A 21,468-nucleotide genomic window follows, 5' to 3' on the forward strand; every position below is an offset into this window, starting at 1 on the left:
GTTTATAGATGATTTGTCTTATTTATTTGAAGTTAATACTGAATATTTTAGTGACATAGCAAAATATATATATTTTGAAATAAATGAGGAATTTGAATTTAAAAGAGAATTGTTTGATAAAATTCTAAAGTCTACTCGAAATACTGAAAACTACAGTAATACTAAATTGATTAAGTAAATTCTTGCAATATAGTATTTTTTAAGGTTAATTAATTTATAAATAATGCATGAATAACATGATATGCTAAATTTTGGATACAGAATGTTAACTAATATCAATCCAATGCGCCATTTTGTATGCGGAAATTTACATATAAACTTGCTAAGTTTGAAGTGAGGTGACCTATATTATGAAACTTGCTGAACAGATTAAAAAGCATCGAAAGAAGAATAATCTAACTCAAGATCAATTAGCTACTGAATTACATACGACGCGACAAACTATTTCTAAATGGGAACAAGGGACAATCGAACCGAATGTTCAAATGATTGTTCAATTGGCAGAGAAGTTTGGTATTTCAACGGATGAGTTATTAACTGGAGAAGAAACTGCGCTACATAAAGAGGAGATAAACCAAACGCCTCAACATTTAAATTTTTGGGATTTCTTATCTCAAAAATGGTGGTTTGTACTCATTATTGTCATTATTATTTGTGGCACCATCTCTCAAATATTCACAAGTTAAAATATAGGTCTCCTAAGATAAATTAGGAGGTTGCTTATGTCTTTATTAAATAAAAGTATAAAAATCATTGGTGTTATTATTCTAACTTTCATCCTTACAATAGTAGCCCAAAACATAGCCATTCTATGGCACTTAATAAACTTACATTTATTTGAAACAGTTTTACATGCAATAACTTATGTAGTTTTAACCTTTGTATTCGTCAAATTAGTTATAAATAAATTGTTTAAAGACAACTTAGCGAATTATCGTATCAATAAAGTTCAATTCAACAAAAGCTATATCATCATTGGTTTGCTTATACCAATAGTAATGTTTTTGATATTTATTTGCTTTGTGCCAGGGCATTTTGAAGTGACTCAAACAAAGAACACTACTGAATATCTAGAAATGTTATTTGAAATTGTTGTTTTGGGAGGCATTTGTGCACCAATAGCTGAAGAGTTAACAATACGAGGTTTATTGATGAGCTATATTGAAAAGAAAACAAACATCACTATAGCTATCATAATTACATCAATATTATTCGCTTCAGTACATTTGTTTAACGGATGGATGTCTGGAGTAAGTCTAATGTTATTACTAACCAGTGGAACAATTGCAGGTATTTTATACGGTTTAACGGCGTATAAATTTAATTCTATTTGGGCAAGTGCATTCTTACATATATGTTGGAACATGGCAGATTTCCTTCACGTCACAACCCATAATGAAAACTACGGCGTTATTCAATACATTACCAAGACAAATAACATATTAATAACTGGAGGAGACTACGGTAATAGCGCTTCTGTTATTTCAATAGTCATATTTTTAATAGCAATATTTGTTTTATTAAAAATACCTCGCGCGAATTCTCAATAACATTTTAATTTAGACACCTCACGATATCGGTTGGTCTAAAATATATAAATTGCTTTAAATAATGTATAATTTCTGCAAAAAATAGCTATTTGTTCATAATTTTCGCTAGAATAAACACGGTTTTAACCATAAGATGAGGTCGAAAAGGAGCGGATCAATTTGAAAAATAACAATGTTGGGGAACGAATTAGAAACTTAAGGAAGTCTAAAAAGATGTCTCAAGAAAAATTAGCAGAAAAGCTAAACGTTTCTCGACATTCTATTTCAAATTGGGAACGAGAAGTGAGTTATCCAGATATGCATTCTTTGGTGGAGATGACAGAACTTTTCGGCGTTTCTTTAAATCAATTGGTTAAAGGAGACGAAATAATAGTGAATAAATATGTTTATGCAGCTTTAGCTTTTTTCCTTGGAGGATTTGGTGCCCATCGTTTTTATAGAAAACAGTATGGAAAAGCAGTCTTATATTTACTATTTTGTTGGACAGGTATTCCAGGTGTAATTGGTATGGTAGAAGGCGTTATAGCATTTATAAAAACCGCAGATGCTCAAGGTAATATTTAAATATAATTTAGTAACTACCGATATTAAGATAGTTGTCTTAGTATCGGTATTTTTATTTCGAAAAATAAAAAATACACTTATAGTATTGGGAGGACTATAAGTGCATAATTTACCACTATAAGTAGTTTGGAAAATACAAATGTTTGGGTGTTAATAAAATGTCAGGAAAGTAACATTCTATTTGTTGGGATGCTTAGCAATATAGAATTTACTCAAAATTTAGGGAGTAATTTGTTTGAAATGAGAGGAGTATGCACATTTCAATACTTCAGAAATACTATACTATAATAACCCCGATCAGATACTTATGTTATGTATCTATTTGATTTTACCCATCCATTAATAATTGAAACCTTTTTATCACTAAAAAGTATAATTTTAATATTTATTTTTAGGAATAATTATTATAGAGAGTTATTTCATGATAATAGATATTAGGGCGCTAATGAGTACTACGCTTGCATAAGCGTTATTTAACATATGTACAAATATACTATCTTTTAGACTTCCTCTACGTTTATATGCTAGATACAAACCCATCCCCATTAACATGTACATTAAGAAAGCAATGAGATTTCCCGCACTATGATTGGCAGAGAAGATAACTGATGATAATATAAACGGAAGAATAAATGACCCTTTGTTAAAGATAGTTTCTTTGAAAATACCTCGGAAAGTATGTTCCTCTACATATGGTGCTACAAAAGTTATTGCTACAAAAAATATTATTAAAGCAATAATAATAGAGGGTGTTAAGGTATCGATACGTTCTAAATTTTTCATTAATGCTTTATCATTATTAGATTGATGTTGACCGTAAATAGCCACCATTAAGAAACTCATTATTACGATCATAATTCGAAGACCAATAAACCATAAAATATTGATACCAATATCTTTACCTTTTAAAGATTGATGAATATTTTCATATGTATGACGACGATAATATGTTCTTACTGCCCATATAACCAATGTTGAAAGAATTATAAAACCTATAGCCAATCCGATGATTAAGCCTAAACTTTTATTAGTTACTGCCAATCCTAATGTACTTAAAGCTAGAATAGCTGGTAATTGTATAAAAATCATAAAAAAGAAGAAAATCAATACATTAAGAAATCGATTTCCTTTAGGTCTAACCGATTTGTCATTTATTTGATTATTTTGCTCATTTAATGAATCAACTTGTTTCAAACTAATAACCCACTTTCTAATATATTTGTGCATGAATTAAATGTAAACGCACATATAATTTATATTAACATATACAAATTTGTACCTAGTAAAACACAAAAAAATTAAGAAAAACTTTACATTAGATATAAATATTATTTGAAAATTAGAAAATAGCTTTAACGAAAGTCGTGATAGTTGATAAGGAAGTATTTAACAACGAGGGAACGCAAATTATTAAATATTAATATAATAATGTAAGTGACTGTAAGAGAAATAAAGAATGGCGTTGTGTGACTTTTAACGAGTATTGTAGGTATGAATATAAATGCTAATGTGTTCATTTAAACAACTCTAAGATAGATAACGAAACGTAGTTGAGCGACGCCTGAGGGAACAGTACAAGTTGAAGACCTTAGAAATTCCCGCAGATTTATCTGTGAGGAATTTCTGTCTGAAACTGTACCCTAGGCAAGCGTCTCAACTCAAGTGAGTGAAAATCTATCTTAGAACTCAATTATATTAAATGAATTCACTGATATTTCTTCTTTATAAAGTACTAATAACATATTAAAAATTGTTGAGAAACGTTTACTTATTATTTTTATTTATTACATATTTTGTGTAATAATAAAATCGTAGAAATACAGGTAATCATTTTTATTGTAACGCCAAAATACATAATAAATTTCAAATATCGTGTAATTGTAAATATTTTGTCAATTGTACATAAATATTTTTTTAGATATTTGAAAATGTGTTGTATTCTTTTATGCAATCGCTTACAATAAATGTGAAAGAAATCACAAAGGAGTTGTACAAGATGCAAAACTTAAGAAACAGAAGTTTTTTAACACTATTAGACTTTTCACAAAAAGAAGTGGAATTTTTACTAAATTTATCTGAAGATTTAAAACGCGCAAAATACGCGGGAATAGAACAACAAAAACTTAAAGGTAAAAACATCGCTTTAATCTTTGAAAAAGACTCTACACGTACACGTTGCGCATTCGAAACAGCAGCATACGATCAAGGCGCACACGTGACATATCTTGGACCAACTGGAAGCCAAATGGGCAAAAAAGAATCTGCTAAAGATACTGCTCGCGTATTAGGTGGCATGTACGATGGTATCGAATACCGTGGCTTCTCACAACGCACAGTGGAAGAACTCGCTAAATATTCAGGCGTACCTGTATGGAACGGCTTAACAGACGAAGATCATCCTACACAAGTACTTGCAGACTTTTTAACAGCAAAAGAAGTCTTGAAAAAACCTTACCACGAAATCAATTTCACATACGTGGGTGATGGACGTAACAACGTAGCAAACGCATTAATGCAAGGGGCAGCAATCATGGGTATGACATTCCACCTTGTATGTCCTAAAGAATTAAACCCAACTGACGAATTATTAAATCGTTGCAAAGACATCGCAGCTAAAAACGGTGGAGAAATCTTAGTAACTGACAATATTGATGAAGGTGTGAAAGGTTCTGACGTTATCTACACAGACGTATGGGTATCAATGGGTGAACCTGAAGAAGTTTGGGAAGAACGTATCAAATTATTAGAACCTTACCGTGTAACTAAAGAAATGATGGAAAAAACGGGTAACCCTCGTGCAATCTTTGAACACTGCTTACCTTCATTCCATGATACAGAAACTAAAATCGGTAAAGAAATTCAAGAAAAATACGGCTTAACTGAAATGGAAGTTGCGAATGAAGTGTTTGAAAGTGAACAATCTGTAGTCTTCCAAGAAGCAGAAAACAGAGCGCACACTATCAAAGCAGTAATGGTTGCAACTTTAGGAGAATAATCGAAGGGGGACCTACCTATGTCTAAAATCGTGGTGGCTTTAGGTGGTAACGCTTTAGGACAATCACCTGAAGAGCAATTAGAATTAGTAAAAGGAACAGCTAAATCTTTAGTTAGCTTAATTAATAAAGGATATGAAATTGTTATCAGTCATGGTAACGGGCCTCAAGTAGGTAGTATCAACTTAGGTCTGAACTATGCAGCTGAGCATGAGCAAGGCCCACCATTCCCGTTCCCTGAATGTGGTGCGATGAGTCAAGCTTACATTGGTTATCAATTACAAGAAAGTTTATTAAATGAATTACATTCATTAGGAATTGATAAACAAGTAGTCACTTTAGTTACGCAAGTAGAAGTAGCTGGTGACGATCCAGCCTTTAAAAACCCTACGAAACCAATTGGCTTATTCTATTCTAAAGAAGAAGCAGATAAAACGATGCAAGAAAAAGGTTATCAATTTGTAGAAGATTCAGGACGTGGTTATCGCCGTGTCGTTCCATCTCCACAACCTATTAATATCGTTGAATTGGATAGTATCGAAACATTAATTAAGCATCAAACTCTTGTGATTGCAGCTGGTGGCGGTGGTATTCCAGTAGTCAAAGAACAAGGTAACTATAAAGGCGTAGACGCTGTTATTGATAAAGATAAAACAAGTGCCTTATTAGCCGCTCACTTGAAATCAGATCAATTAATTATCTTAACTGCTGTAGACTATGTTTATATTAACTATGGTAAAGATAATCAAGAAGGTTTAGGTGAAGTCACTGTCGCTGATATGGAGAAACATATTGCTGATGGTCAATTTGCGAAAGGTAGTATGCTTCCTAAAGTTGAAGCAGCATTACAATTTATTGAAAAGAACCCTGAAGGTAGCGTGTTAATTACATCTCTAGCAGATTTAGGCGATGCCTTAGAAGGTAAAATTGGTACACTAATTAAGAAATAACACTAATGATGGTTATTATATAACTCCCCATATATTTATAATAATTAAGACGAGCTTGAGCTTAATATATGTGATTTACATATTTAAGCTCAAGTTTTTTTGTGTTTGGGAAAATTAAGGGAGCTTAAAAATCCCCTCACTATGCGTGATAGTGAGAGGATTGGTGCTTGTTATATATACCATATACTTATTAATTGTATGATAGTATCTACTGGTGTAAAAATGCAACATTGAATAGAAATACAATATAATGAAAAACACTTATATTAGTCTAATCTTTAACTCGAGTGCTGTATTTTAAATATGTGACAATTCCCCAGTAAATTACTAAACCAACAAGCATAATAAGCCAAACGACATTAAAAGTGCCAGTTGTAACTTTGATATACAGGTTATAAATGAGTAAAGCGATAAAGAAATAAAGGTTGGTCCATTTGGCTGCTACATTAAATTGATGTTGTTCCATTTCATCTTGTTTTTTTAACATATTTCTCACCCTTTGTTTTTATTTTAAGGAGTAAATAAGTCGTCTACAGTAGTATCAAATTGTTTGGCTAATTTAAATGCGAGTTGTAAAGTTGGATCGTATTTATTGTTTTCTATAGCATTAATCGTTTGTCGAGATACATTGACATTTTTGCTTAAAGTATCTTGAGACATACCAATTTGTTTTCGATAGTCTCGTATTTTATTTTTCATACTAATCAGTCCTAAGGCGTGTATTTCTTCTTAACTATAAGGTAATTACTGATTAACAGTAAAGCTACAATTAAAATATAGCCCAATTCAGGAAATTCGTTAAATGGATAAATTGTATGACGTCCTTGATACAATGCGAATATCTTTAGGATCATAGCTATGAAAAAGGTATAGACTAATCCTACAAATGTTTTAGCAAAAATTTCTAAAAACATAGTACGTTGGCGCTCATCATAACCAGTTGTATCAGTACCTTTAGCTTGGTATGTTTCTTTAGGTAAAAATTTATTTGTAAAGATAGTCCAGATTATTCCAAAGATTAGAACGCTGACGAATAGTAAGATATAAAGCATACATTCCACCTCAAAATGTCAAAAGTTTTTTACACTTTTAGATTAACATCTTTAATGATAATGTCAAATTCTTTTTACATTTTAAGCGCTAATAATATAAACACAGTATGTTGATCATTTTCCATATAAAAAAAGCCTACGATCTACGCTAATGTGCGTAATCATAGGCTTCAAACTACAATAGGTAAGTGTGAGGGTTGTCTGAAGTAAGACGTCCAGACCTCTAAAATTTCCCCATATTAACTTAAAATAAAGTCGGTTAGTTCTTCGGCAGTTACTTTTCCAAAATAGTAATTTAAATCAATGTCGTTAAGACGTTCGATTAAATCTGCTTTGACCATACGTGTGCCAAGTAAGTGTTCTTCGACATCGTGAATGTCACCTTGGCCAAAGAAATCGCCATAAATACGACAAGCGGCAATACGGTTATGTTCAATAGATAATGTAATATCAATTGTGCCACAACTAAAACGGTCGTTACGGTTGTATTCATATCGTGGAGAACGACCATAGTTCCATTCCCAATTATCATACTTTTCAGCAAGCAATTTATCGATGCCAGCCCAATCTTCGTCTGTTAGTTCATAGCGTTTGGCATCTTTAATGTCATCGATGCCCATAATTTGCATGATGATTAAATCTTTAAATTCTTCAATCGTAATATCTTTATATTTCGGATCTAGTGAATCACGAATTTGACCGACGCGAGCGCGCACAGATTTAATACCTTTAGATTCAATCTTCTTACGGTTAGGTTTCAACACTTTAACCATAGCTTCGTAATCGACATCAAGCAACAATGAGTAACCGCCATAAATACGATTATTCAATATCGTCATAGCCGCGCCAGAAATCTTCTTATCATTCAATGCTAAGTCGTTACGACCACTTTGAATGACGTCTGTTGCGCCTAAATTATGAAGCGCTTGAATGGCAGGGCGGTAGAAACGTTGGAAGTCGCCATAAATAGAGGTATCTTGTTCTAAAATACAACATACGTTTACGGCGCCATCGTCAACATAAACTGCGCCACCGCCTGTATCACGACGTACGACTTTAATATCGTTGTCATCTACATAGTCTTGGTTAATTTCTACTGCCGTATTTTGAAAGCGACCAATTTCTACTTTTGGTTGGCAGTAATACGGTAATAAAATGTCTTCATCTAGGAAGATGTGGTTGTTCACATAAACTTGCATTGCTAAGTTTACGGCACCATCGTCAATATATTGGCCATTTCGAATAGGTTCTATTAAATACATCGTTCTCGTCTCCTAAGTTGTTAATTTTCTTTGTGCGTTAATAATTAATGAGGCGATATCTTCAGTTAAATGAATTGTTCTATCTTGAATATTTTTCGGGATACGATAGGCTTTTTTATTTAAAGTCATAAATACCGCATCTGGATTGTGACGTGTCATGCGTTGGAACGGATGTTTAACAAACTGTGGTGTTGTGTAGCCAATTCCAATTTCTAAATATAAGACTTTGCCATCTTTGTGCGCCTCTAAGAAGGCATTATAGCGATCTAATTGTGCGTGGAAATCTGCGTCTTCTACCATGCCGACTTGTGCTTTACGCTTGTTGATTTCCATTGGCGCATCGCATTTTGGACAGTGCGGAATGAGTTCATATGGAATCTTCATATCTTCTTGTTGCGCCACCATTTCGCGAATCGCATCGTCATCACGATAAGTTTGTGCATGACAATGTTGGCTACATTGCCAAAGAATGTATTCGCCTTGAATGTGGAAGACTTTATTCATATCATAATCTGCCACCGCGAAGGCGTTATCCGCATTAGTAGTGATAATGTGATAATCTTTGTCGGCTAACATCTCTTTTAGCGCAACATAAGATGGGCCCACGGGTTGATCTAAGTAATTGAGCTTCACAAAGCGACTTTCGAACGCCCAATATTCCTGCCAACTGTCAAACGGATGCAGACTCGCTTGCAACATATCGAAGAAGTTATATTTTTCTATAAAGTCCGGAAAATGCTTCGTGAAACGCTCACCGATATATGTGAAGCCATCTGACGCAGACATCCCAGCGCCTATCCCTACAACAACGGCGTCGGCTTCATCAATAGCTTGAGCTAATACTTCATATTGCTCAGCGTTCTCATGGCGAGCCAGTTCAAGTGCCTGCCACTTAGCGTCTGTATTAGTCTCTGTTGTCATCAGCGAAAGCCTCCTCATATAATGCTAAATCTTTATCTGTGAACACATTGAAGATGACTTTAAGCGAAGAACCTGTCTCTTGAAGATAGGCCAGCGTCGTGTCAATCGCAATGCGACTCGCTTCATCTTGTGGGAAGCCAAAGACACCTGTTGAAATACAACAGAACGCTAAGTGTTGTAGACCATGTTCGTCGGCAAGTTCTAAGCAACTGCGATAACAACGTGCAAGCAAATCTTTGTTCATTTGAGATACAGGACGTTTGCGAATTTGTGGTCCTACAGTATGAATCACATGTTTAGCTGGCAAATTATAGCCTGACGTGATTTTAGCTTTGCCCACGCCTTCTTTACGGCCTTGTTGCTCAATGATGTCTGCACAAGCTAAGCGCAATTGAACGCCCGCTTTTGTATGAATAATATTGTCGATACAATTATGGTTCGCTTGCATACAACCTAAGAAACGACTGTTTGCCGCGTTCACAATTCCGTCTACGGCAAGCGTCGTAATGTCGCCTTGCCATAAATAAAGTTGCTCACCTAACACAGGTGTTAAATCTTCAATGTGTGTAATGTCTTGTTGGTTATTCAATGTAGATAAATATGCATTTTGTACTTCTAAAAATGCCGAAGACACAGGCTTCGGTGGACGCACGTTAGCTAATCCACGATAAAGCTCCCATTGTGCCTCGGCAGTGTCAGGGTAGTCTAACGGCTTATTCCCATGCGCCTCTTTCCACATCGCACGGATTAAATAAGCCAGACGTTCTTCTTGTGTGTTTACCATTTATTCGTCATCCGGATCTGGTAATGCATTGTATGCTTCTTCATCTACATTTTCTAATTTAACTAACCAATTTTCTTCTGGTTTTTCAGAATTTAAGATTGAAGGTTCATCTTCAGCTTTTGTATTACGTTCCACGATTTTACCTGCAAGTGGTGATTGCACATCTAATACTGTTTTAGACGCTTCAATGCTGACAATTTCATCGTTCACGTTCACGTCGTCAGCACCCATAAATTCTACATAACCTACTGTACCTACATCGTCTTGAAGTTCAGGTGTCATTCTATAGATATATTGGTTTTCTACTTTTTCTACATATAAATAATTAGCTAATTTAGCCATGTCATAACATCCTTTCTCTATTTATAAATACGCGTGTGCTAAGAGTTCGATTGTACGGCATCGCTGTTCGATACCTGGTAATAATGGCACGACCAAGACTTCATCTGCTTCGAAAGCCTCAATCATCGCATCCAAGCGCGGTTTCACTTGTTCTACAGTGCCAGCTAAGATGCGTGCGCGATGTTGTGCGATGAGTCGTTTGTCACGATCATTCAGTTGATAGTCCTTCGCAGTTTCGATGGATGGGAAACGCTCGAATTCCGCAAATTGACGTTTGCCTAACAACCACACATCAAGCGCATGCAACAGTTGCTGTGCCTCATCTTCCGTATCCGTCACAATCATAAACGCCGTTAACATCACCTTAGGCGCCATGTTTAATTCTGTTTTTTGAAAATGACTACGATACGTCGCAACGCTGTTTTTCGCCGCATCTATTTTATCCTGGCTAGGTAGTAAAAACGTACCCAACGTGTAGCCCATACCTTGCGTAGCCGCAAACTTGGTAGAGCGTTGACTCGTACTTAAGAGCCACATTTCAGGATGGCGAGTAATCTGCGGTTGCGCAATCACTTTCCCAACACGCTGTTTCTCAGGCGGTTGAGTTAAATAACTACGAATATCCTCGATACTTTGTCTATAATCAAGATAGTCGGCTTTATCCTCATCCATCGCGCGCTTCACTATCGCGGTACCAGGATTATTCCCAATCCCTAAATCGACACGACCGGGATACAATGCCTCCAACATCTTGAAGTTCTCCGCCACTTTAAATGGACTATAATGAGGCAACATGACCCCACCAGAACCTAATTTAATCCGTTCAGTTTGTCCTAAAAGGTGCATCATGAGTAACTCTGGACTACTGCCCGCAAAGGCTGGCACATCATGATGTTCTGTTAACCAGAAACGTTTGTAACCTAAGTCGTCCGCGAGTTTCGCTAGTCTTGTCGTATCTTGCAACGCTTGTGCTGCGTCTTTGCCTTCATCTATCATGGCATAATCTAAAATACTGAATTCCATCGGACACTCATCTCCAACTGTAAAGTACCATTCCCTTGATTTATATACCCACTCCTATTTTAACGTGTTTGTACAGTTTTTGTTAAATTTTGCTTTGCTAACAGGAAAGATTTCCCAGGCAATGTTTTTCTTTTCGGAAAAGGGAAAGGAAGGTGTTCACAAACAAGTCGATTGAGTATTGAGATGTGGCGTGTTACTTTGGAAATAATACATCATGGACGAAAGAGGATGCCGATAATGACACAATATCAACCCTTATTACAACCAATTACTTTACCGAATGGCATAAAATTAGCTAACCGTTTCGTGTTGTCTCCAATGACGACCAATTCTTCTACGAAAGAAGGCCATATTACGGAGGAAGATATACGCTATGCCAAGCGACGTGCTAGCTCAGCGCCATTACAAGTGACAGGCGCCGCATATATTGAACCGTATGGCCAATTATTCGAATACGGTTTTAACATTTCTGATGATGATTGTATCCCAGGTTTGAGAAAAGTGGCTCAAGCTATGAAGCAAGACGGCAATAAAGCGATTATTCAACTCGCACATGCCGGCAGATTCTCAAACACGGCAATTATGAACTATGGCGAGGTGTACGGACCAAGTCCTATGACATTACACTCGCCAATCAAACATAACGTATTGGAAATGTCCGTAGAGAAAATTCATGAAGTCATTCAACAATATGCCGATGCGACATCACGTGCAATTAAAGCTGGCTTCGATGGTGTGGAAATATCAGTAGCACAACGCTTGTTAATCCAAACATTCTTCTCCACATTTTCAAATAAACGTCATGATGAATATGGCGTGGATACGCTAGAGAATAGAGCACGATTTGGCTTAGAAGTCATGGAAGCAGTACAAAATGTGATTGATCAAGAAGCGCCGGACGACTTCATTTTCGGATATAGAGCGACACCAGAAGAAACCAGAGGTAGTGATTTAGGCTATACCGTCGATGAATTTAATCAACATTTGGATTGGGTGTTAGAAGTCGCAAATATTCAATATTTGGCAATTGCGAGTTGGGGACGCAATATTTATCAAAATAAGACACGTACGCCAGGCGAGAATTACGGACGCCGTGTGAACCAAGTAGTTTATGAATATTTAGATGGACGTGTACCGTTAATTGCAAGTGGCGGTATTAATTCACCAGAAACCGCATTAGATGCATTGAACAACGCCGATATGGTTGGCATGTCCTCACCATTCGTGACAGAGCCCGACTTCGTACACAAATTAGCGGAAGGTCGCGAAGATGATATTGATTTACATGTGAAACCCGAAGAATTAGATGAATTGGCTATTCCGCACGCTGCATTTAAAGATATTGTTCAAATGATGGATTACGGCGAAGGCTTACAGAAGAAAACACGCGACGAACTACGCAAACTCGAGAAAAATTATGACGAATAATGAGGTAAGACCACATTGATTTTGTAAAAAGAATCAATGTGGTTTTCTTTTATTTTCAAGGAAAAGTTTAATTCGTGTTAGTTTTAATGTAAACTTATAATTATAAATAGTTTACATTATTAGTCGATAACGTATCATAGGGCCATTTTAAAAGATAGGGAGTATGAAACAACATGAATTTAAATTTAGCAGAACGTATCTTAAACCAAGGTTTATTAAGCAAAAACGAAGCTTTAGAATTATTTGAAAATCCGGCAGTTGACACATTCGAATTATTAAATGAAGCGTATATCGTGAGAAAGCACTACTTCGGCAAAAAAGTAAAATTAAATATGATATTAAATGCAAAAAGCGGAATCTGTTCAGAAGACTGCGGTTACTGCGGACAATCCGTCAAAATCAAACAAAAACAGCGTTACGCCTTAGTAGAACCTGAAAAAATTAAAGCAGGAGCACAAGTAGCGACAGATAATCATATCGGCACTTACTGTATCGTGATGAGCGGCCGAGGACCAAAAAATAGAGAGGTCGACCACATTTGCGACACAGTGGAAGAAATTAAAGCGGTGCATCCACAATTAAAAATCTGTGCATGCTTAGGATTAACAAACGAAGAACAAGCAGAAAAATTAAAAGAAGCGGGCGTTGATCGTTATAATCACAACCTAAATACAAGCGAAAGATACCATAGCGAAGTCGTGACTACACATACATATGAAGATCGCGTGCATACCGTTGAAATGATGAAAGCACATAATATTTCACCATGTTCAGGCGTGATTTGTGGAATGGGTGAAACAAATGAAGATATTATCGACATGGCTTTCGCGTTGAAAGAAATCGACGCAGACAGTATTCCGATTAACTTCTTACATCCGATTAAAGGCACAAAATTCGGAGGACTGGATTTATTATCGCCAATGAAATGTTTGAGAATCATAGCGATGTTCCGATTGATTAACCCAACAAAAGAAATACGTATCGCAGGAGGACGCGAAGTGAATTTACGTTCACTACAAGCCATAGCTTTAAAAGCAGCAAACTCAATCTTTGTAGGCGACTACTTAATCACAGGTGGACAACCTAACGAACTCGATTACCAAATGATAGAAGATTTAGGATTTGAAATTGACGGCTAAAAGGTAAAGCCGATAATGATAGCCAACATATTCATGGGACAAAACCAAAGAATGATGTAGACACAATTAAAGATATTGAAGAAAACTAATTCGACCAAATTTAATAAGTAGTGAGTTAAGCCGAGCCTAGATTAAAAGTAATGATTTGGGTTCGGTTTTTAATTCAAAGGAAAGAAGTTTTATACATATAGCCATAATAAAAGTGAACCCCATATAGTGTCCCTATTAAATGCTTAAATATCAGTGTTGAGACTGACATAAAGCTACACAAATATCTCAATACTTTTAAAGAATAGGGATGAGAAAAATGAAAGAAAAATTTGAAAAGCTACTATTAGAAAATACGATTATGGATACAGATGAATTTATGAAAAAGTATAATCCGTGGGAGCAAGAAAGAGCTACACATCTTATTAATAATTACTTGAAGATAATGGATAAAGAAAATGAATCTAATTATTTTACTGGCAATTTCAATTACGATAGTGAAAGCTTTTCTTGGTTAGCAATAGAAGAGGATTTAGAAAACAAATATTTAAAAACAGATAAAAGAAAAAAATTTCCTGAGAACATTCATTATGGTTTGCCTAATCAAGTACATGGCGATATTGATAAAGCAACAATTTTTCAATGCTTACTTAATCCTAATATTGCGCTTGAAGATAAGAAAAGAAATAAAAGAAATAAAAAAAGCCCGGCTCCTAAAAATTTGGAAGATTTCTTTAGAAAATTTGAAGTCACAAACACTGGAGATTTAAGTGCACACTTCTCAAACTACTCAAATGAAGAGAAAATTAAAGAGCATATTGTGGATACTGAAAGCTCAATGTTAAAAAAAGAATTAATCCAACTAATTAACTTAGAAAAGTCAGAGATTAATGAATTGATGAGTGGCGTTAAGAAATTAAGAAATCGATTTTACTATTTAGGTGAGTATTTTTATCCTCTTTTAACAAGAGACAACATTAATGCTCAAGTTTTACAAAAGTTAAAAAAAGAGTTAATTAAAGAAGAAAATTATAACGTAATAAAAGAAAATGCTAAAAAATTAAAGACGTGTAATCTTGAAGTATTTCCTTTTAGATCAAAAAAACCAAAATTAGGATTTAGTGATGAAAACTTTGGTAGAGAGCTAGTTGAAACAGAAGCAGACACGGTATTATTGAGTGCTCGTATTATTTTAAGAAGGATAGCTTTATATTTGCACCAAAATATAAGTAATGATGTTCAACCAATGTTTATATTTAGAAGATATGATTTGGTATGGAAAAATTTAATTAAGACAGTATTAAAAAATGATTATAAAGTTAGTGATGAAGATATTAGAGAAATGTTGAAAGAAATAGAAGATGAGTATTTTTACTTTTTTACAAGTAGAAGTGTAGGTAGAAATGGAAAGAGAAATCAGTCAAGCGGAAAAATATCAAAAGATAATCTTAAAAAAAGTGATAACAGTCTTTCTAAATGTGAAAGAAGATTAGAAGAATCAGAGTTTTTAGATTTAAAAATTAAACATGGGACACTTATTTTAGAAGATAACGATTAATAAAATATAAACCACTTATCTATCATTGCGATTAGATAAGTGGTTTTAAAGTTTTATAATCTTTCTGTATTTTTGCGTGCTTTGTGGGCGTCGGCTGCTGCGTAACCTGCTTTACGACTTGCTTCTGATGCATGATAATTTGCTGATGCTGCATAATCTCTCGCTTCTGCAGAGTTGTGAGATGCTTCTCTTGCCCAATGAGCTGAAGCGGCAGAGTTCGTTGCTGCTAAGTTAGAAGCGTATCTTGCCGCTCTAGCATCGATGCTTGTCTCTGTTACTTTTGAAAGGATATGTTTCTGTTGACCTTCTAAACGTGCTTGATGTGATTCTGTTTCAAATAAGTTAATCGCTTCTTTTAACGTGTCGGCACGTTGGTTATATAGATAATTAAACATTGCGCTTAATGCATCAATATTTGAGTATGAGTTTGGAATACGATTATAAACGCCAGAGGCATTTAAAGTTTGATTGATTTCGGATAATGTACTTTGATTTGAACGGATATTTTGTAATGCAAGTTTAGCGCTATCTTGTTCGAAGACTTCTTTTTGAGCATTTTCATAACGATTAGAAGTTAAGAAATGTTTGCTGGGATTTTTAATTTTTTTATTCTGGAAAATCCAAACACCAAAAACAATTGCACCAATAAAGAACAGACCAACTGAATGAAATAAAATAATTGATAAAAACATAATCGCGAGTGCTGGTAAAAGGAAAAATAACATATTCTTTCTTTTTATATTATTTAATGTCATTTTTCGAAGTTTATTATTTTCTTTATTAATAGTGTTGTTACAATTTTGAATTTGAGTCTTTCCTTTAATCATTAGGGCAATATCTGACATAAGTTGTTCTTTTGAATTATTCATTTTATCTCTCCTTAATTCGTTTTAAAGTCAGAAAATTTGATTTGTGTAACGTCTTTATCTTTTGGAGAAAGATCTACAATCTTTTGGTCCTTATTATCAAGCTTAATCATCATATACTTATAATCTGAGTCATCTGCTGAACTACCGGGTATGGCTGAAGGATCAATTGCAAATTGGCCAGTATATTCCCCGTCTTTAGTAGGACCTTGGGATTGACCTGTAGAAACGTTAGTATAAAAGAAGTAACTATCTTTTCCTGGGTCTACTGAATCTAAAGCACTATTAAAATCTTCCTTTGCTTTTTTCTCAGATATTTTCTTTGTAGTTACTAGTGTCATTATGGGTTTACCATTTTCAGTGGTTACTTCAAGATACGAGTTAACATCATGGTAAGGTGTTTCTTCATAAGATTTATGTTTACTATCGAGCATTTTCTTCACATCATCCACATCTAACTTATGAGCAAAATCTAGTGGCACAGCTGAATCTGGGTCTAAGCCAATCATTTTCATTTGGCCATTTTTAGTTAAATAAAAACCTTCCACTTTAGGTTCGCCATCTTTATTACTAACCATATAAAGAAGGTGTTCTTTTTTATCGTTAATAATGTCTTTAATTGAAATGTCTTTTTTATGTTCGATGCTTTTACTACATCCTGTTAGAGTAGGGATTAATAAACCTATAATGATCAATGCGATTAAATATTTTATTTTCTTCATATTTCATTCTCCTTTAAGTAGTTGATTATTATGATGTAAGGGCAATTAAGAAATGAACTCTTATTGCCCTTGGTCCCATTTTCAAACTTCGTGTCTTAAATAAATCATTTGAAGTTTAATAAGTTCTGTAGTGAATTGATTGAGTAGTGTAGTTGGGGATATAAGACGTAATGATTTTCTATGATTGAAACATAACTCAATCGCTTCTCTCGTACTCACTTCAATTTCAACAGTGAGAGACTTTGAAGTTCGTTGTAATACTTTAATGTCGTAGTTATTTTTCATTTTTTGATATAAATGAGGTGTGATTTCATAAGTCACTTTAGTAGCTTGAAGTGGCGTTCCCATATTTTTATGCATACTTTTGATAAAATAACTGTTTTTACTCTGATCAAAAGTGATTTCCTCTTCAACATCCGAGTGAAGATTAGCTTCATGTAGATAATATCGGATATTGTCTATATCTCTTTGAATCGTCCTTGGGTTAACTTCAAATTGTTTGGCTAAATCTGCCTTATTTACAGTTTGTTTTTTCAACAATTTAGAGTAGATATTAAGTACTCTATATGCCTGTTCCATTCGCATTTCTTCCCTTCACGAAACCTATTTTCATTATAAAAAACGACCCTAGACAACATGAGTCATTTAGATGAAAGTTTTAATTTTATAAAAATCTTAATTTCATTTAATTTTGTGCGATATATTCATTTTTTCTGAAAATGGATAGTCGAATGATGTCTAACTAATCATTTCCTAGGACATATGAATGTAATACATACCACTCTGTCAATTCATGAAGCGTCGTTGCGATTTGTTGTAGTAAATGACGTGTATTATCCAAATGATTTAAATAATGGAAAATTCTCTGAAAATAGCACTCGAGTAAATGTTGTTCATTGCCTTGAGCAAGACCGAACTCAATTTGTTCGTAATAGCTAACGATATTGCTAGGTGTTTCATTATATTTAGCTAACTGTTCAGTAATAATGTCATAAAGCATAGTTTCACCTCCGTTTCTTCATGTCGGAAACTAAAGGCGCCTGCCAAGGCGACTTTTTTTCTCTTACGAAGAACGGAATGTTAAAGGGGAGAAAGAAGATAAAAAGAACGTAAAAAACCGCCATTACCGTGAATCGGTAATGGCGGCGCCAACACTTGAGTGTCGCACGTTATGCGACACTCAAGTGTGTTTTTAATGTTAAAGACAAGTAATTAATTAAATTTATAAAATCCTGAGACAAGCTTTCCTTTTTTAATACCTCAAGATATATTAGTTTCGAATTTGATATTGACTATTTTTAAACAAAAATAACCAATGATTTCTAAAGTGTCTGTATCAACTATAAAATAAGTACGTAGAGAATAAAAGTAAAGCTTTATTTTGTAAGTAAGATGTTATAGAGGGGTTAGAAGAAGTAGTAAATTGATTGATATTATCTTGGAGAAATTTTAAAAATGAATTACTTGTATTTGAGTAGTCATCAAAGTCGGAAAGATTATAAATTCGATGATTTACTTTTCTCAATTTTTTCATATAGTTCAAGTAAATTTGCTGTAGTTAATTCATTTTCAAGGAGATTTTTAAATGGTTTAAATTCTGCAGTTGCAAATATAATCGCTTCTTCTTGAGATAATGTATAAGAACCTCTTTCTTCTGGTATCATGTTAATCAACCGCCTTTGTATAAATAGTTTTATAAATTATATATATTATTATATTGTTAACAAGTTTATTTTTACATAACATTAAATCTAAGATAATAAAAAAGGAATCCAATTTAACATTGAATTCCTTCTTATAATTACATCAGTCCGATGAGTTTCATCCATAGTGAGCCGATGCCTAGCCAAATAATGAAGTAAACGATACCTAGAGCAAGGTTCATTAACCACCAACGTTTTTGACTTATATAACCGGCGCCGTAAATGATTGGTGCTGGACCACTACTGTAATGTGTTGTAGAAGCCATTAAGTTACCGAAGAAACCTAACATTAATGCACTAAATAACGGAGGCGCACCAGCTGCTACAGCTACGCCAAGTAAAGCGGCATACATCGCACTTACGTGAGCTGTTGAACTTGCGAATAAATAGTGTGAGTAGAAATAGAATACGATTAAGATGATAAGTACAATTGGCCAACTTAAACCACCTAAACTATGAGCGATAAGATGGCTTAACCAAGGAATGAAGCCAAGTTTGTTTAATTGGTCGGCCATCATAACAAGTACTGAGAACCAAACTAATGTATTCCAAGCGCCTGTTTCGTTTAAAACATCTTTCCAATTCAACACGCCTGTGATGAGTAATAATGATAAAGCAATAAATGCTGTTAAAGTGGCATCTATACCAATGTAACTACCTGTCATCCACAATAGTAAAGCGACAATAAAGATACCAATCATGAATTTTTCAGCTTTAGAAATACCACCCATTTCAGAAAGTTGATCTTCAGCCCATTTTTTAGCATCTGGCGTTTCTTTAACTGTAGGTGGATACATTTTATAAATAATAAATGGCACTACAATTAGAGAAATTAACCCTGGAACGATTGCTGCTAAGAACCAATTCATCCAAGTAATGTGCACATGTGCTGTCTTTTCAGCTAAGTTTTGGGCTAGAGGGTTACCAGCCATCGCTGTTAAGAACATTGCCGCAGTAATTAAGTTACCTTGGAACTCTGTGAAGAGTAAGAATGCACCCATTTTACGTTCAGTCCCTTGTTTAGGATCTGAATCGAATGATTTTGATAAAGATTGAATAATAGGGAACATAATACCACCAGCACGCGCAGTGTTACTAGGTGTAGCTGGGGCTAAGATTAAATCAACGCCGACAAGGGAGTAGGCTAATCCGAGCGTCTTTTTCCCGAAAAGTTTAACGAATTGGAGGGCAATTCGACGACCAAGACCTGTCTTCACGAAACCTCTTGAAATGAAGAACGCCATTGCAATTAGCCAAATACTAGGATTACCAAAGCCTTGAACGGCTGTTTTAGTATCAACGACGCCAACTAATACGGTAAGAGTAAAACCGAGGATAGATACGGCACCGATTGACATTGGTTGTGTAATACAGCCAACGATAGTCGCTACAAAGATAGCGAACATGAGCCAAGCTTGCATACTTAATGCCTCAGGTCTGAACGGCGTAATTAATGCAAGAATGACACCGATAACTACGGGCAGTATAAATTTCTTATACTGAACAGAATTATCCATAACGAAACCTTCTTTCAATCTATTTTTTCAATATTTCATACATTAGAATAGACCTATTTTTAAAGATTGTACAGAGGCTATAAGTAATTAATTGAGAATATTTCTCATTATTTTATTTTGGAAAATTCAATAGAAAATTGGGCGCGAATTTAGGAATTGGAATATGTGGATTTTTAGGTGGTAACTATGACGGAATGCTAAAGTATCATGTCTACTACAGAGGGCATTGCCGAAACACTAAAAACCAGCAGCTATATGCGATAAAGTTGTGTCGCTAGGTATCTGCTGGTTTCTTTTCAAAAGAATTAATTACTCAATTCGCTATCTTTAATGTCTGTGATGAACATGTGGCCTGGGGAGTGGGTGATCATGATGTCGGGTTTGGTGTCTAGTGCGACGGATTGTGGTGTGACGCCGCAACCCCAGAATACTGGGACTTCGCCGGCTTTAATGGTCACGGGTTCGCCGTAATCTGGTTCGTTAATATTGTTGATGCCTAGTTCTTCGGGTGAGCCGATGTGAATAGGCGTGCCATGAACGTTCTTGAAGTGCGATGTGATTTCGGTTGCTTGGATGGCTTGAGCGATGGTCATTGGGCGCATACTTACGGTGATATTACCTTTAAATTGTCCGCTAGGTTCGGCTGGAATGTTTGTACGATACATAGGGACGTTGTGTGCTTCTTCGATATGACGCACGGGAACGCCAGCTTCTAGGAGTGCATGTTCAAAGGTGAAGCTACAGCCAATAAGGAAACTCACCATGTCTTCGGTGTAAAGGTCAGTGATGTCATCTGTTTCTCTAATGAGTTTGCCATGTTCATAAATACGATATTTGGGCACTTCTGTACGAATATCTGCATCTTTTCCGAAATAAGGAAAAGAAGGTGAACCTACTTCTGAAACGTCTAATAATGGGCACGTCTTTGGATTTCTAAAGCAAAATTTTAAAAAATCATAAGCATAAGCGGAAGGTAAGATAACGACATTTGCTTGAATATACCCCTTTGCCATGCCACTTGTATGGTCTGTTAATTTACCTTCACGAATCAATTGGCGTAGTTCACTAGGGGACTTTTGCGCATAATTCATAATAAATGCCTCCTT

The 21,468-nt window shown here is 35.0% G+C and carries 23 protein-coding genes and 1 pseudogene; 8 read left to right on the forward strand and 16 right to left on the reverse strand.

Going from position 1 to position 21,468, the window contains the following annotated elements; all coding sequences use genetic code 11:
• Window positions 1–350 precede the first annotated feature (350 nt).
• From CD127_RS02600 to CD127_RS02610, 3 genes are all read left to right on the forward strand, one after another.
• Window positions 351–686 (forward strand): helix-turn-helix domain-containing protein, encoded by a 336-nt coding sequence (locus CD127_RS02600; protein WP_103365657.1) that lies wholly within the window; start codon window positions 351–353, stop codon window positions 684–686.
• A gap of 36 nt (window positions 687–722) precedes the next feature.
• Window positions 723–1,550: a CPBP family intramembrane glutamic endopeptidase gene (locus tag CD127_RS02605; RefSeq protein ID WP_103365658.1), complete on the forward strand. Its 828-nt coding sequence runs from the start codon at window positions 723–725 to the stop codon at window positions 1,548–1,550.
• A gap of 159 nt (window positions 1,551–1,709) precedes the next feature.
• Window positions 1,710–2,114: an NINE protein gene (locus CD127_RS02610; RefSeq protein ID WP_103365659.1), complete on the forward strand. Its 405-nt coding sequence runs from the start codon at window positions 1,710–1,712 to the stop codon at window positions 2,112–2,114.
• 414 nt (window positions 2,115–2,528) lie between these two features.
• Here the strand turns inward: CD127_RS02610 and CD127_RS02615 are convergent, their stop codons facing one another.
• Window positions 2,529–3,308 carry a CPBP family intramembrane glutamic endopeptidase gene (locus tag CD127_RS02615; protein ID WP_160148969.1) on the reverse strand — a complete coding sequence of 260 codons (780 nt, stop codon included), beginning with the start codon at window positions 3,306–3,308 and terminating at the stop codon, window positions 2,529–2,531.
• Window positions 3,309–4,110: 802 nt separating this feature from the next.
• On the opposite strand from CD127_RS02615, the gene argF reads away from it, so the two are divergent.
• On the forward strand, window positions 4,111–5,109 hold the full coding sequence (gene argF, locus CD127_RS02620; protein WP_103297344.1) for an ornithine carbamoyltransferase: 999 nt from the start codon (window positions 4,111–4,113) through the stop codon (window positions 5,107–5,109).
• An 18-nt stretch (window positions 5,110–5,127) separates the two neighbouring features.
• Window positions 5,128–6,057 carry a carbamate kinase gene (arcC, locus tag CD127_RS02625; protein ID WP_103365661.1) on the forward strand — a complete coding sequence of 310 codons (930 nt, stop codon included), beginning with the start codon at window positions 5,128–5,130 and terminating at the stop codon, window positions 6,055–6,057.
• A gap of 271 nt (window positions 6,058–6,328) precedes the next feature.
• On the opposite strand, the gene CD127_RS02630 is transcribed toward arcC, so the two are convergent.
• From CD127_RS02630 to CD127_RS02665, 8 genes and pseudogenes are all read right to left on the reverse strand, one after another.
• Window positions 6,329–6,544, reverse strand: a complete 216-nt coding sequence (locus CD127_RS02630) for a hypothetical protein (RefSeq protein ID WP_103365662.1) — start codon at window positions 6,542–6,544, stop codon at window positions 6,329–6,331.
• Between the two features lie 23 nt (window positions 6,545–6,567).
• Entirely contained in the window at window positions 6,568–6,756 is a 189-nt protein-coding gene (locus CD127_RS02635) for a helix-turn-helix transcriptional regulator (protein ID WP_103365663.1), read from the reverse strand.
• 11 nt (window positions 6,757–6,767) lie between these two features.
• Complete coding sequence (locus CD127_RS02640; protein WP_103365664.1) at window positions 6,768–7,109, reverse strand: hypothetical protein; 342 nt, start codon at window positions 7,107–7,109, stop codon at window positions 6,768–6,770.
• 239 nt (window positions 7,110–7,348) lie between these two features.
• The gene (locus CD127_RS02645; RefSeq protein ID WP_103297347.1) at window positions 7,349–8,371 is read right to left on the reverse strand and encodes a lipoate--protein ligase; all 1,023 of its coding nucleotides are present in this window, start codon (window positions 8,369–8,371) and stop codon (window positions 7,349–7,351) included.
• A pseudogene (locus CD127_RS02650) lies at window positions 8,331–9,247 on the reverse strand (SIR2 family NAD-dependent protein deacylase). The gene CD127_RS02645 and the pseudogene CD127_RS02650 overlap by 41 nt, the downstream one beginning before the upstream one ends.
• Before the next feature lie 28 nt (window positions 9,248–9,275).
• Window positions 9,276–10,076, reverse strand: coding sequence for a protein-ADP-ribose hydrolase (locus CD127_RS02655; protein ID WP_103365666.1), 801 nt, complete (start codon window positions 10,074–10,076; stop codon window positions 9,276–9,278).
• Window positions 10,077–10,418, reverse strand: coding sequence for a glycine cleavage system H family protein (locus tag CD127_RS02660; RefSeq protein WP_103365667.1), 342 nt, complete (start codon window positions 10,416–10,418; stop codon window positions 10,077–10,079).
• A gap of 21 nt (window positions 10,419–10,439) precedes the next feature.
• The gene (locus CD127_RS02665) at window positions 10,440–11,441 is read right to left on the reverse strand and encodes an LLM class flavin-dependent oxidoreductase (RefSeq protein WP_103365668.1); all 1,002 of its coding nucleotides are present in this window, start codon (window positions 11,439–11,441) and stop codon (window positions 10,440–10,442) included.
• Window positions 11,442–11,678: 237 nt separating this feature from the next.
• On the opposite strand from CD127_RS02665, the gene CD127_RS02670 reads away from it, so the two are divergent.
• From CD127_RS02670 to CD127_RS02680, 3 genes are all read left to right on the forward strand, one after another.
• Entirely contained in the window at window positions 11,679–12,869 is a 1,191-nt protein-coding gene (locus CD127_RS02670; RefSeq protein ID WP_103365669.1) for an NADH-dependent flavin oxidoreductase, read from the forward strand.
• Between the two features lie 173 nt (window positions 12,870–13,042).
• Window positions 13,043–14,008 (forward strand): biotin synthase BioB, encoded by a 966-nt coding sequence (bioB, locus tag CD127_RS02675; protein WP_103365670.1) that lies wholly within the window; start codon window positions 13,043–13,045, stop codon window positions 14,006–14,008.
• 307 nt (window positions 14,009–14,315) lie between these two features.
• Window positions 14,316–15,554, forward strand: a complete 1,239-nt coding sequence (locus CD127_RS02680) for a hypothetical protein (RefSeq protein WP_103365671.1) — start codon at window positions 14,316–14,318, stop codon at window positions 15,552–15,554.
• Window positions 15,555–15,607: 53 nt separating this feature from the next.
• On the opposite strand, the gene CD127_RS02685 is transcribed toward CD127_RS02680, so the two are convergent.
• From CD127_RS02685 to CD127_RS02710, 7 genes are all read right to left on the reverse strand, one after another.
• Window positions 15,608–16,423, reverse strand: coding sequence for a hypothetical protein (locus CD127_RS02685; RefSeq protein WP_103365672.1), 816 nt, complete (start codon window positions 16,421–16,423; stop codon window positions 15,608–15,610).
• An 11-nt stretch (window positions 16,424–16,434) separates the two neighbouring features.
• Window positions 16,435–17,142 carry a hypothetical protein gene (locus CD127_RS02690; RefSeq protein WP_103365673.1) on the reverse strand — a complete coding sequence of 236 codons (708 nt, stop codon included), beginning with the start codon at window positions 17,140–17,142 and terminating at the stop codon, window positions 16,435–16,437.
• A gap of 81 nt (window positions 17,143–17,223) precedes the next feature.
• A complete protein-coding gene (locus CD127_RS02695) occupies window positions 17,224–17,721 on the reverse strand; it encodes an HTH domain-containing protein (protein ID WP_160148970.1) in 498 nt (165 codons plus the stop codon).
• Window positions 17,722–17,884: 163 nt separating this feature from the next.
• Complete coding sequence (locus tag CD127_RS02700) at window positions 17,885–18,142, reverse strand: hypothetical protein (RefSeq protein WP_103365674.1); 258 nt, start codon at window positions 18,140–18,142, stop codon at window positions 17,885–17,887.
• Window positions 18,143–18,638: 496 nt separating this feature from the next.
• Window positions 18,639–18,806 carry a hypothetical protein gene (locus CD127_RS12600; protein WP_167409893.1) on the reverse strand — a complete coding sequence of 56 codons (168 nt, stop codon included), beginning with the start codon at window positions 18,804–18,806 and terminating at the stop codon, window positions 18,639–18,641.
• Between the two features lie 137 nt (window positions 18,807–18,943).
• Complete coding sequence (locus CD127_RS02705; RefSeq protein ID WP_103365675.1) at window positions 18,944–20,362, reverse strand: anion permease; 1,419 nt, start codon at window positions 20,360–20,362, stop codon at window positions 18,944–18,946.
• A gap of 305 nt (window positions 20,363–20,667) precedes the next feature.
• Window positions 20,668–21,453, reverse strand: a complete 786-nt coding sequence (locus CD127_RS02710; RefSeq protein ID WP_103365676.1) for a putative hydro-lyase — start codon at window positions 21,451–21,453, stop codon at window positions 20,668–20,670.
• Window positions 21,454–21,468 lie beyond the last annotated feature (15 nt).

Origin of the sequence: Staphylococcus petrasii (genome assembly GCF_002902565.1) — a bacterium.
GTDB classification, from domain to species: Bacteria; Bacillota; Bacilli; order Staphylococcales; family Staphylococcaceae; genus Staphylococcus; species Staphylococcus petrasii.

Bases quoted from the DNA above. Each gene is read 5' to 3' on its own strand.
- CD127_RS02600 (WP_103365657.1), top strand. From the start codon at position 351: ATGAAACTTGCTGAACAGATTAAAAAGCATCGAAAGAAGAATAATCTA.
- CD127_RS02605 (WP_103365658.1), top strand. From the start codon at position 723: ATGTCTTTATTAAATAAAAGTATAAAAATCATTGGTGTTATTATTCTA.
- argF (WP_103297344.1), top strand. From the start codon at position 4,111: ATGCAAAACTTAAGAAACAGAAGTTTTTTAACACTATTAGACTTTTCA.
- arcC (WP_103365661.1), top strand. From the start codon at position 5,128: ATGTCTAAAATCGTGGTGGCTTTAGGTGGTAACGCTTTAGGACAATCA.
- CD127_RS02630 (WP_103365662.1), bottom strand. From the start codon at position 6,544: ATGTTAAAAAAACAAGATGAAATGGAACAACATCAATTTAATGTAGCA.
- CD127_RS02635 (WP_103365663.1), bottom strand. From the start codon at position 6,756: ATGAAAAATAAAATACGAGACTATCGAAAACAAATTGGTATGTCTCAA.
- CD127_RS02640 (WP_103365664.1), bottom strand. From the start codon at position 7,109: ATGCTTTATATCTTACTATTCGTCAGCGTTCTAATCTTTGGAATAATC.
- CD127_RS02645 (WP_103297347.1), bottom strand. From the start codon at position 8,371: ATGTATTTAATAGAACCTATTCGAAATGGCCAATATATTGACGATGGT.
- CD127_RS02655 (WP_103365666.1), bottom strand. From the start codon at position 10,076: ATGGTAAACACACAAGAAGAACGTCTGGCTTATTTAATCCGTGCGATG.
- CD127_RS02660 (WP_103365667.1), bottom strand. From the start codon at position 10,418: ATGGCTAAATTAGCTAATTATTTATATGTAGAAAAAGTAGAAAACCAA.
- CD127_RS02665 (WP_103365668.1), bottom strand. From the start codon at position 11,441: ATGGAATTCAGTATTTTAGATTATGCCATGATAGATGAAGGCAAAGAC.
- CD127_RS02670 (WP_103365669.1), top strand. From the start codon at position 11,679: ATGACACAATATCAACCCTTATTACAACCAATTACTTTACCGAATGGC.
- bioB (WP_103365670.1), top strand. From the start codon at position 13,043: ATGAATTTAAATTTAGCAGAACGTATCTTAAACCAAGGTTTATTAAGC.
- CD127_RS02680 (WP_103365671.1), top strand. From the start codon at position 14,316: ATGAAAGAAAAATTTGAAAAGCTACTATTAGAAAATACGATTATGGAT.
- CD127_RS02685 (WP_103365672.1), bottom strand. From the start codon at position 16,423: ATGAATAATTCAAAAGAACAACTTATGTCAGATATTGCCCTAATGATT.
- CD127_RS02690 (WP_103365673.1), bottom strand. From the start codon at position 17,142: ATGAAGAAAATAAAATATTTAATCGCATTGATCATTATAGGTTTATTA.
- CD127_RS02695 (WP_160148970.1), bottom strand. From the start codon at position 17,721: ATGGAACAGGCATATAGAGTACTTAATATCTACTCTAAATTGTTGAAA.
- CD127_RS02700 (WP_103365674.1), bottom strand. From the start codon at position 18,142: ATGCTTTATGACATTATTACTGAACAGTTAGCTAAATATAATGAAACA.
- CD127_RS12600 (WP_167409893.1), bottom strand. From the start codon at position 18,806: ATGATACCAGAAGAAAGAGGTTCTTATACATTATCTCAAGAAGAAGCG.
- CD127_RS02705 (WP_103365675.1), bottom strand. From the start codon at position 20,362: ATGGATAATTCTGTTCAGTATAAGAAATTTATACTGCCCGTAGTTATC.
- CD127_RS02710 (WP_103365676.1), bottom strand. From the start codon at position 21,453: ATGAATTATGCGCAAAAGTCCCCTAGTGAACTACGCCAATTGATTCGT.